Origin of the sequence: Nocardia sp. NPDC056541, from assembly GCF_042794235.1 — a bacterium.
GTDB lineage: Bacteria > Actinomycetota > Actinomycetes > Mycobacteriales > Mycobacteriaceae > Nocardia.
The window spans coordinates 436332-446544 of record NZ_JBHTUD010000004.1; the positions used below are offsets into that span (position 1 = coordinate 436332).

The following is a 10213-nucleotide window of genomic DNA, read 5'->3' on the forward strand; positions in this document are numbered from 1 at the left end:
GCGTCGCGCCACCCGTCACCCATAATCGGGCCATGACCCTGCCACCCGGAACCCCCGACCTGGAGGTCCTCGATCTCCTGGTGTCGGTGGCGGAACTGGGCAGTCTGGGCGCCGCCGCCCGCAGGCACGGGGTCAGTCAGCCGGCCGCGAGTATGCGGATCAGCGCACTGGAACGCCGCCTGCACGTGAAGCTGCTCGACCGCGCGCCGACCGGCTCCGAACTCACCGACGCGGGTCGCGCCGTCGTCGCCCACGCGCGCACCGTCCTGGCCGCCGTCACAGACCTCGTCGACGACGTCGCCCGCCTGCGCGCCGCGCAGGCGCCACGCCTGCGCATCGCCGCCTCCAAAACCATTGCCGACCACCGCATTCCGCACTGGCTGGCCGCACTGCGCGCCGATCACCCCGAGGTCGTGATCTCCCTCGAGGTCGAGAACTCGACCCAGGTCGCGGGCCTCGTGCGGGACGGCACCGCCGATCTGGGCTTCGTGGAAGGCCCGCATCCACCGGCCGGACTCGGCAGCCGCGTGCTGGGCGCCGACGACCTCGTCGTAGTCGTGGCGCCGAATCATCCATGGGCGCAACGGAAGACCCCGGTCACGCTGACCGAGCTGGCAGGCACCGCCCTGCTGTGGCGCGAACCGGGTTCGGGTACCCGCGACACCGTGTGGGACCTGCTCGCCACCGCGGCCCCACCCATGGGCCCGGCGGCCGAACTCGGGTCTACCGCCGCGATCGTGGCCGCCGCCCGAACCGGCATGGCACCCGCGGTCCTGAGTCGATTGATCGCCGCACCCGACCTCGTCACCGGCACCCTGGTGGAAGTCCCCTCGGCCGAGGCCGCCCGGCTGACCCGCAAATTCCGGGCCATCTGGCGCCGCAACACCCCACCGGCCGGGCCGGGCGAACTGCTCGTGGAGCGGGCCGCGCTGCTCGAGAACGCGCGCGGTTGAGCGTCACCCGAGCGCCTCGAGCACGGCAACGGCTTTCGCCGCGCCGCCGTATGCGCTGATGCCGACGGCCAACTGTTCGGCGGACGAGGCGAAGCTGCTCTCGCCGAGGATCTGAGCGGCGGTCTGTGCGATCACCTCGCTGCTCGCGTCGGGCATCAGCATCAGGCCCGCGCCGAGGGTTCGGACCTGCTCTGCGTTGAAGAACTGATCGCGGCCCATCGGGGTGCACAGCAGCGGCACGCCACGACCGAGCGCGGCCATGGTCGTTCCGAGCCCGGCGTGGGTGATCACCAGTGATGCCGAAGGAAGGATGTCGGCGTGTGGCGCGTACCGCACGACCTGGGTATCGACCCCCGCGCGCACGGTCGCCGGGTCGATCGCCGCCCCGGTCGTGACAATGGCGCGCACCGGCATCCGCGCGACCGCATCGACACAGCGCTGCAACAGATCGGCCTGACCTTGCTCGCTCGTGCTCAGCGCGACCAGAACCAGTGGCTTCGCACCGTCCCCGACATCGACCTCGTCGATCTCGCGCGACAACGCGGGCGCGTCGAGCACCGGTCCGATGCGTACCACATTGGCTGCGTCGGCAACGTCGGGCTCGAACTCCTCGGGCACCGCGACGAGCGCCTGCGCGCACGCGTCGTGGATCTCGGCGAGACTCTCGATCGCGGGCAGGCCGAGCTCCGCGCGTGCCGCGTTCGCGATCGCGATACCCGGCGTGAACATCTCGACCAGTGGTCCGCCCCGAAAGATGCTGTACGCCGTGTGGAACAGCGTCGCGGTCGGAGTGCCCGAGGCCAGCGCGACGTCGATTGCGGTGAACAGCAGACAATCGACGATCACCACATCGGCGGGCTCGCGGTCCAGCTCCCGGGCGAGGTCCCGCGCGATCGCGGAACTGAAGCACAGCTGGTCGATCATGAGTTTCACTTCGGCTTCGAAGTCGTCCGGGGTGTCCATCGCGTCCCAGCCCTCGCTCTGGGTCAAGGTGACGAAGCGGGCGCCGACATCGGCGCATCGTTGAGCGATCGTCTCGTGTCCGAGTATTCGGACATCGTGGCCGCTATCGACCAGCTCGCGGGCGATGCCGAGCGTCGGGACCAGGTTTCCCGCACCGTCCCAGGTGGTGATCAGGTAGCGAGCCATGGCGTTCCTCCTCGGGGATTGCTTGACAGCTTGTAAAGTACGGTAAGGTTGACAGCGTGTCAAGTGGCGGACGACCCCAAACCCGGACTCAGATCCTCGAGTCGGCGCGCGCGATGTTCGAGGAACACGGCTATCACGGCGCCGGCCTCGGAGCAGTCGCGAAAGAGGCGGGAGTCTCACGCCAGGCGATCTACCTGCATTTCCCCTCGAAGGTCGAGCTGTTGACGGCCCTGCATCTGCACATCTACGCCACCGATGTCGTTCCGGTTCTCGAACGGCATCCGGTCACGGACACGATGACCGCGTGGGAGGCGCTCGACGCGACAATCACCGCCGATGTCGAGGTCGCGTCCAGAGTGTGGCGGATTCACGAGGCGCTGGTGGTGGCTCGGCGCCAGTACCCGGAGGTCGAGGAGACATTGCGGGTACGCGAGGCGGATCGCTACGGCGAGTTGCTCGATCTCGGGCGGCGACTCGAGCGAGCGGGCGCACTGCCGCAGCAGGTCGATGTCGATGCGGTGGCCGACATGCTGTGGGGCCTCGTCAACACCGGAACCTACGGCAATCTCGTCAACGAACGAGGCTGGTCGCTCGACCGGTACCGGTGCTGGGTACGCGACACGATCCACCTCCATCTCGGAGCGCAGTGACCGCACAGGGGGCGGTCCGGCCAGTGCGGTGGTGGTGGGATTCGTAGTGGCGTCGGAATCATCGCAGGTCACGGCCCTCGCCAACGGCCAGGAACTGGCGTAACCACCCGGTAATTGCCCGAAACGTCCGTCGTAACGCGGCGTTCGCAGCATTTGCCGCATGACAGCCACTCCCACCTCCTCGGCGAGGCCACGGCCCCCCGATCCGGGTTCGGGCAGACGCAGCGCACCGGCCCGGCGCATCCGCGACATCCTGCGCGCACGTATCCGCAGCGGCGTCTACGGCACCCGCGCACTGCCCGCCGAAGCCCAGCTCGCCGCCGACTTCGCCACCAGCCGCAATATCGTGCGCGACGCGCTCACCCTGCTCCGCGACGAAGGCCTGATCGACCGGGTCCCCGGTGCGGGTACTTTCGTCGTCGCCGACAAGGCGGTACAGGGCCTCGACCGCCTGCGCGGCCTCGCCGAAACCTTCGAGACCAGCAGCGACCGGGTGGTGAACCAGGTCCTGCTCGCCGAGGTCGTGCCCGCCACACCACTGGTCGCCGAACGGCTCGAGCTCCAGCCCGGCGACCCGGTCGTCGCCCTGGAACGGGTGCGCTACCTCGACGGGGCGCCGCTCTCGCTCGACGCCAGCTACCTCACCGCCGATGTCGGCATCCCGCTCCTGGACAAAGACCTCACCGGGTGCGACGTGTTCGGCCTGCTCGAAGCCGAACTCGGCCTGCCGCTGGGCTCAGCCGCGGTCGCGATCGAGGCGGTCGCCGCCGATCCCACCGTCGCCGGACTGTTGCAGGTCCGTGCGGGATCTCCGCTGCTGTTCCTGGAACGGCTCACCTACACCGACTCCGGTCGGCCCGTCGATCTCGAATACATCCGCTATCGCGGCGACCGGTTCTCCCTGTCCGGGCGGCTCGACCGCATCCCGGTGACCCCGCGGCGCACCCGCGACAACCACGAAAGGGGTTGATCCCCATGCAGATTCCACCGCTGACCGACCGGCGAGAACTGGTCTGCGACGTCCTGATCGTCGGTGGCGGCACGGCGGGCACCATGGCCGCGCTCACCGCCGCCCGCCACGGCGCCAGCGTGCTGCTGCTCGAGAAGGCCCACGTCCGGCACTCCGGCGCACTCGCCATGGGCATGGACGGCGTCAACAACGCCGTGGTCCCGGGCAAGGCGAGCCCGGAGGACTACGTCGCCGACATCACCGTCGCCAACGACGGCATCGTCAACCAGCGCACCGTCTACGAAACCGCCACCCGGGGTTTCGAGATGGTCCAGCGCCTCGAGGGCTACGGCGTCAAATTCGAGAAGGACGAGCACGGCGAATACGCGGTCCGCAAAGTGCACCGCTCCGGCTCCTATGTCCTGCCGATGCCCGAGGGACGCGACGTGAAGAAGGTGCTCTACCGCACCCTGCGCGCCCGCGACGTCCGATCCAAGGTGACCATCAGCAACCGGGTGATGCCGGTGCGGGTGCTCACCGTCGACGGACGCGCGGTCGGCGCGGTCGGATTCGACACGCGCACCGGCGAATTCGTCACCATCTCGGCAGGCGCGGTGATCCTGGCAGCGGGAGCGTGTGGCCGGCTCGGCTTGCCCGCGTCGGGCTACCTCTACGGCACCTACGAGAACCCGACCAACGCCGGCGACGGTTACGCCATGGCCTATCACGCCGGTGCCGAACTCTCCGGCATCGAGTGCTTCCAGATCAACCCGCTGATCAAGGATTACAACGGTCCTGCTTGCGCGTATGTGGCCAATCCGTTCGGTGGCTACCAGGTCAACTCCGAAGGCAATCGCTTCGTCGACTGCGACTACTGGTCCGGTCAGATGATGGCCGAGGTCAAACGCGAACTCGACAGTGCCCGCGGCCCGATCTACCTGAAACTGAGCCACCTGCCCGATGCCACGATCCGCGAGATCGAAGGCATCCTGCACACCACCGAACGTCCCACCCGCGGCACCTTCCACGAAGGCCGCGGCACCGACTACCGCACCAGCGACATCGAGATGCACATCTCCGAGATCGGTTTGTGCAGTGGACATTCCGCCTCGGGAGTCTGGGTCGACGAACACGCCGCCACCACCGTGCCCGGCCTCTACGCGGCGGGCGATATGGCGCTGGTTCCGCACAACTACATGATCGGCGCCTTCGTCTACGGCGACATCGCCGGTGAGCACGCGAGCGAATTCGCCCGTGGTGCGGCACATCCAGAGCTGCCCACCGATCAGATCGAGGCCGCCCACGAGCTGATCTACCGCCCGCTGCGCAACCCCGACGGCCCACCCCAAACCCAGGTCGAGTACAAACTGCGGCGCTTCGTCAACGACTACCTCCAGCCGCCCAAAGCGCAGTCGTATCTGACGCTCGGCGTCGAGGCCTTCGAACGGATGAACACCGACATCGCCGCGATGGGCGGCCGGACGCCGCACGAACTGATGCGCTGCGCCGAGGTGACCTTCATTCGCGACTGCGCCGAAATGGCGGCCCGGGCTTCACTGCGGCGCACCGAAAGCCGTTGGGGGCTCTACCATCAGCGTGCCGACTGGCCCGGGCGCAACGATGCCGAATGGTTCTGTCATCTGAACCTGTATCGCGGTGCCACCGGTGCGATGGAGTTCCGCACCAGGCCGGTCGCCCCCTACATCGTGCCGGTGCCGGGCTTCGTCCGTCCCGACGGCGTCGCCGACGTCTCCGCACCCGAACTCGTCGGCGCGTGGGGTGCGCGATGAGTACACCCGTGCCCGGCCCGCGCGATGTCGGCGACCTCGACGTGAGGGATGTCCGATGAGCGCCCGCCTGCTGGCCCTGCTCGAACTGGCCGACGAGTGCCCCGAGCTCGACGAACTCACGCCGTTCATCACCGACCCCGACCCGGAGGTGCGCCGCACGGCGCTGTCGGTGCTCAGCGAGACCACCGACGCCTGGGCCGAGGCCGCCCCGATCTTCGCCACCGCACTCGCCGATGTCGATGTCGACGTGCGTCACGCCGCCATCGGCTTGCTCACCGAACTCCTCGAGGTCATCGTGCCCGGTCCGGAATTCGATGCGGCGCTGCGCCATTGCGTCACCGCAGCGGAGCCGGCGGTGCGCTCGGCCGCGATCGAGGCGCTGTGGCGGCACCGCAGGACCGACGCGGCGGAGCTGGCGGGGTGGCTCGCCGATCCGAATGCGGCGGTTCGCCGCACCGTCGTGGGCGGGCTCACCTCTGTCGACGCTCTCGACGAACTGAGCCTCGGCGCCGCTGACGAAGACGAGGACGTGCGCATCGCAGTGGCGAAAGGTGTCGCGGCGATCGGTGATCCACGCGGCGCGGTGACCCTGCTCGTCCTCGCCGCCGACTCCCGACCGCTTGTCCGCGCCGCCGCGCTGTCGAGTCTGGCCGGGACCGGCTGCGACGAACACGCTGCCGCGGCGGCCGCCGCATCGATGACCGACCCGGCCTGGCAGGTCCGGCAGGCGGCGGCCATCGCCCTGGCCGCCGCCGACCCCGAACTCGCCGCGGCACCGCTGCTGTCGGCGGTCTCCGATCCCAACCTCGACGTCCGCAAGGCGGCGGTGCGCGCACTGGCCGAGCGGATCGCCGAACGACGCGACATCACCACGGCGCTGCAGGCCGCGCTCGACGACCCGGACGCCGACGTCCGCGCCTTCGCCCGCATCGGCATCGCCAACTCTGGAAAGGAACTCTGATGGCCCAGGCCAATGCCCGTCTCGATGTCCCCGTCTCGGTCGACGAAGCGAAATGTATCGACGGCTGCACCCTCTGCGTGGACATGTGCCCACTCGATTCCCTTGCCATCCACCCGGATTCGGGCAAGGCCTACATGCACGTCGACGAATGCTGGTACTGCGGGCCGTGTGCCGCGCGGTGCCCGGTCGGCGCCGTCACCGTGAACATCCCGTTCCTGTTGCGTTGAGAGAGCCGACCATGAGCACCCGAATCCCCGCGCTGCTGCTCGGCATCGCCGCGGTGGCCGCCCTGGCCACCGGCTGCGGGAGCGCCGACGACGCCAAGACCGTCACCGTGAACATCGGTTACCAGTCCAAGACGATCAACACCGTCACCGCGGGCACGCTGCTGCGTGATCGCGGCACTTTCGAGGCCGAACTCGCCGAACTCAGCAAGACGACAGGGCTCACCTACAAGGTGGAGTGGAAGGACTTCGCCGCGGGCCCACCGCTGACCGCGCAGATGCTGGCGGGCCAGGTCGACATCGGGTCGATGGGAGACGCGCCGATCCTGGTCAACGGCTCCAAGACTCGCGACCACGCCGACGTGAAGTCCGAACTGATTGCCGTCACCGGCTACAACCTGCGCGGTTCGCTGAATCAGATCGTGGTACCGACGGATTCGAAGGCGGCCACGATCACCGACCTGCGTGGTGAGATCGTGTCGACCAGCGTGGGGTCGGCCGCGCACGGCATGCTCGCCACCGGGCTCTCGGCCGCCGGGATGACTCTCGACGATGTGAAGCTGCTCGGTCAGGACCCGGCCGTCGGCGCCTCGGCGCTGCAGGGGGATCAGGTGGCCGCGCTGGCCCAATTCGTGCCGTGGCCACAGAAACTCGTCTACGACGGTCAAGCCAAGCTGCTCTATGACGGTGGCAGCGCCGGCATCCCGACCTTCCACGCCGTGGTCGCGAGCGAACGCTTCGGCACCGGTAACCCCGATATCGTCACCGCGTTCCTCACCGCGGTGCGCAAGACCACCGACTACCTCAATCAGAACCCATTGGCGGCCGCACAGCGCGTCGCCGAGATCACCGGGCTGCCCGCCGAGGTCGTGTATCTCTACAACGGCCCGAACGGCCTGGTGAGCTTCGATCCGACGATCAAGCCCCAACAGGTGGACGCTCTGGGCACTCTGTTGCCGTTCTTGAAAAGCCTCGGCGCGCTGTCGGATCTGAACCTCGGCGAGTTCGTCGACGACCGTTACCTGCGCACCGTCTACGGTCCCGGCTACGACGCCGCCCGCGCGTCGGTGGCGGCTCCCGCACCACTGACCGGCACCGATGCCGCGTGCGGGGGAGCGGTGGACGGCCTTCCCACCGCTTCGGAGGTGTGGTTCGCCGACGCCACGACCACCGCGGTCGCCAAGACCCCGACCTGTCTGCTGCGACAGATCGCGGCCACCGGCAGCACTGTCCGCGCCGCCTACGTGCCCGACCGCAGCACCGGCACCCGGCTCTTCGCCGCGACCGCGACCTGGGTCAGCGAACCCACCGCGAGCCCCGACGATCGGTTGCTGCCCTTCGCGACCGGTGCCGCCGCACAGCAGTACGCCGCCGCCCATCCGGGCGTCACGGTGATCGACTACCAAGCAGCACTGAAGGCCCGCTAGATCCGTCACGTGAGACCAGGAGGCTCACCATGACCGTTTCCGCCGAACCCCGCACCGCGCCCGTCGCGAAGCCCGACATCATCACCGCACCACCGAGTTCACCCACCCGATTCATCGTGCCCCGCAAAGCACGCAGGGCCGTACTGACCGCCGTGCCACTGGCCGCGTTGCTCCTGGCCTGGTACCTGCTCACCACCAATCAGGTCGTGTTCTGGCTGCGTTTCGACAAGATCCCCACGCCCGCACAAGTATTCGACTCCTTTCGTACGCAGCTCGGTGCGGCCACCTACTACCGCGACATCTTCTCCAGCACCCGCCGCATCCTGATCGGCTTCGGCCTCGCCACGGTGTCGGGCGTGCTGATCGGCATGGCGGTCGGTCGCTCGGCCGTGGTCAGCGCACTCGTGCGGCCGGTACTCGAGGTGTTCCGGCCGATCCCCGCGATCGCACTGGTGCCCCTGGCCATCCTGCTGTTCCCGACCGGGGAACAGGGCATCGTGTTCATCACCTTCTTCGCCGCGTTCTTCCCGGTCGCGGTGAGCACCATCCACGCCATGCACGCGCTGCCCAAGGTGTGGGAGGAAGCGGCCCACACCCTCGGCGCGCGTCGACGCGACATTCTGTTCCAGATCGCCCTGCCCGGTGCGCTACCCGGCATCTTCTCGGGCCTGTCGGTGGCGATGGGCGTGGCCTGGATCTGTGTGATCAGCGCGGAGATGATCTCGGGTCAGTTCGGCATCGGGTACTTCACCTGGCAGTCCTACGGGCTCCTGGACTATCCGGGGGTGATCGTCGGGATGCTCACCATCGGGTTGCTCGGCTGGTTCACCGCCTGGCTGGTCGAACTGGCGGGGCGCCGGGTGAACCGGTGGCTGCCCAGGGCGCAGCGATGAGCGCCGGTGCCGCGGTGCGGCTGCACGGATTGCGCATCGCCTACGGCGAAAGTCTCGCCGCCGAAGTAGATCTCGACGTCGATGCCGGCCAGATCGTGGTTCTGCTCGGTCCGTCGGGTTGCGGCAAATCCACGGTGCTGCGGGCGATGGCCGGGTTGCTGCCGCCGATCGGCGGCAGCGTCACCGTCGACGGTGGGCCCAGCGCCCAGCACTGTTCGATGGTGTTCCAGGAGGACGCGCTGCTGCCGTGGCGCACCGCCCGGCGCAATGTCGAATTCGCGCTGAAACTGCGCGGAGTGTCACGGCGCAACCGGCGCGTCGAAGCCCAGGAACTGCTGAACCTGGTGGGGCTCACCGACTTCGGTGACCATCTGCCCGGTGCGCTGTCGGGCGGTATGCGTCAGCGTGTGCAGCTGGCGCGGACATTGGCCGCGCAGCCACGCGTGCTGCTGATGGACGAACCGTTCGGCGCTCTCGACGCCCAGACCCGCGCCGATATGCAGCGCCTGCTCATCTCGGTGTGGCAGCAGCGCCGGACCACGGTGTTGTTCGTGACCCACGACGTCGACGAGGCGCTGTTGCTGGCCGATCGGATCGTCCTGCTCACCCCGCGCCCCGCCCGCATCCAGCGCGTCATCGAGATCGCCGCACCACGCGCACCCGGCGCCCGATTCGAACCCGAATTCGCGCGGCTGCGTTACGAAATCCTCGCCGCCCTCGGCGAGCCCAACGACAAGGAACTACAGCCATGACCTTCGTCATCGGAGCCGCTTGCGTGGACGTCATGGATCGCGCGTGCGTGGAGGAATGCCCCGTCGACTGCATCTACACCGGCGACCGGATGGCCTACATCCACCCGACCGAGTGCGTGGATTGCGGTGCGTGCGAACCGGTCTGCCCCGTCGAGGCGATCTACCTCGACGATGACATTCCGGCCGGCCAGGAAGGTTTCGTCGCCACGAACGCGGCCTTCTTCGACACGGCGCTGCCCGGCCGCGACACCGCGCTCGGCTCGCCGGGCGGCGCGGGCGCGGTGGGCGAGCTCGGCGTGGACACGCCGTTCGTCGCGGGCTACGAGAAATGAGAACTCCACTGCGGGTGGCGATCATCGGCGCCGGGCCCGCCGGTATCTACGCCGCCGACGCGTTGATGAAGTCCGATGCCGACGTGAGCATCGACCTCTACGAGCGTATGCCCGCGCCCTTCGGCCTGATCCG

General features: G+C 68.6%; 10 protein-coding genes and 1 pseudogene. 10 read left to right on the forward strand and 1 reads right to left on the reverse strand.

The features are described 5' to 3' along the window. Window positions 1–32: 32 nt before the first annotated feature. Window positions 33–953, forward strand: a complete 921-nt coding sequence (locus ACFQ9R_RS09880) for a LysR substrate-binding domain-containing protein (protein WP_378989991.1) — start codon at window positions 33–35, stop codon at window positions 951–953. Window positions 954–956: 3 nt separating this feature from the next. On the opposite strand, the gene ACFQ9R_RS09885 is transcribed toward ACFQ9R_RS09880, so the two are convergent. Further along, window positions 957–2102 (reverse strand): glycosyltransferase, encoded by a 1146-nt coding sequence (locus ACFQ9R_RS09885; RefSeq protein WP_378989992.1) that lies wholly within the window; start codon window positions 2100–2102, stop codon window positions 957–959. Between the two features lie 56 nt (window positions 2103–2158). Here ACFQ9R_RS09885 and ACFQ9R_RS09890 point away from each other — a divergent pair, with 56 nt between their 5' ends. The 9 genes and pseudogenes from ACFQ9R_RS09890 to ACFQ9R_RS09930 form a co-directional block, all read left to right on the forward strand. Further along, the gene (locus ACFQ9R_RS09890) at window positions 2159–2752 is read left to right on the forward strand and encodes a TetR/AcrR family transcriptional regulator (RefSeq protein ID WP_378989993.1); all 594 of its coding nucleotides are present in this window, start codon (window positions 2159–2161) and stop codon (window positions 2750–2752) included. Window positions 2753–2912: 160 nt separating this feature from the next. Continuing rightward, complete coding sequence (locus ACFQ9R_RS09895; RefSeq protein WP_378989994.1) at window positions 2913–3722, forward strand: GntR family transcriptional regulator; 810 nt, start codon at window positions 2913–2915, stop codon at window positions 3720–3722. A 5-nt stretch (window positions 3723–3727) separates the two neighbouring features. Next, window positions 3728–6452: pseudogene (locus ACFQ9R_RS09900) on the forward strand (fumarate reductase/succinate dehydrogenase flavoprotein subunit). Further along, window positions 6452–6679 carry a ferredoxin family protein gene (locus tag ACFQ9R_RS09905; protein ID WP_378989996.1) on the forward strand — a complete coding sequence of 76 codons (228 nt, stop codon included), beginning with the start codon at window positions 6452–6454 and terminating at the stop codon, window positions 6677–6679. The pseudogene ACFQ9R_RS09900 and the gene ACFQ9R_RS09905 overlap by 1 nt, the downstream one beginning before the upstream one ends. Before the next feature lie 11 nt (window positions 6680–6690). Beyond that, the gene (locus tag ACFQ9R_RS09910; RefSeq protein WP_378989997.1) at window positions 6691–8103 is read left to right on the forward strand and encodes an ABC transporter substrate-binding protein; all 1413 of its coding nucleotides are present in this window, start codon (window positions 6691–6693) and stop codon (window positions 8101–8103) included. 29 nt (window positions 8104–8132) lie between these two features. Continuing rightward, complete coding sequence (locus ACFQ9R_RS09915) at window positions 8133–8996, forward strand: ABC transporter permease (RefSeq protein WP_378989998.1); 864 nt, start codon at window positions 8133–8135, stop codon at window positions 8994–8996. After that, a complete protein-coding gene (locus tag ACFQ9R_RS09920; protein WP_378990000.1) occupies window positions 8993–9748 on the forward strand; it encodes an ABC transporter ATP-binding protein in 756 nt (251 codons plus the stop codon). The genes ACFQ9R_RS09915 and ACFQ9R_RS09920 overlap by 4 nt, the downstream gene beginning before the upstream one ends. Further along, window positions 9745–10080: a ferredoxin gene (fdxA, locus tag ACFQ9R_RS09925; protein WP_378990002.1), complete on the forward strand. Its 336-nt coding sequence runs from the start codon at window positions 9745–9747 to the stop codon at window positions 10078–10080. The genes ACFQ9R_RS09920 and fdxA overlap by 4 nt, the downstream gene beginning before the upstream one ends. After that, window positions 10077–10213, forward strand: a 137-nt coding sequence (locus tag ACFQ9R_RS09930; protein WP_378990024.1) for an FAD/NAD(P)-binding protein, incomplete at its 3' end; no start/stop codon positions are given. The genes fdxA and ACFQ9R_RS09930, both read left to right, overlap by 4 nt.

What these genes read in the sequence shown, in the direction of transcription:
- ACFQ9R_RS09880 (WP_378989991.1), top strand. Translation starts at nt 33, where the DNA reads ATGACCCTGCCACCCGGAACCCCCGACCTGGAGGTCCTCGATCTCCTG.
- ACFQ9R_RS09885 (WP_378989992.1), bottom strand. Translation starts at nt 2,102, where the DNA reads ATGGCTCGCTACCTGATCACCACCTGGGACGGTGCGGGAAACCTGGTC.
- ACFQ9R_RS09910 (WP_378989997.1), top strand. Translation starts at nt 6,691, where the DNA reads ATGAGCACCCGAATCCCCGCGCTGCTGCTCGGCATCGCCGCGGTGGCC.
- ACFQ9R_RS09905 (WP_378989996.1), top strand. Translation starts at nt 6,452, where the DNA reads ATGGCCCAGGCCAATGCCCGTCTCGATGTCCCCGTCTCGGTCGACGAA.
- ACFQ9R_RS09895 (WP_378989994.1), top strand. Translation starts at nt 2,913, where the DNA reads ATGACAGCCACTCCCACCTCCTCGGCGAGGCCACGGCCCCCCGATCCG.
- ACFQ9R_RS09920 (WP_378990000.1), top strand. Translation starts at nt 8,993, where the DNA reads ATGAGCGCCGGTGCCGCGGTGCGGCTGCACGGATTGCGCATCGCCTAC.
- ACFQ9R_RS09915 (WP_378989998.1), top strand. Translation starts at nt 8,133, where the DNA reads ATGACCGTTTCCGCCGAACCCCGCACCGCGCCCGTCGCGAAGCCCGAC.
- fdxA (WP_378990002.1), top strand. Translation starts at nt 9,745, where the DNA reads ATGACCTTCGTCATCGGAGCCGCTTGCGTGGACGTCATGGATCGCGCG.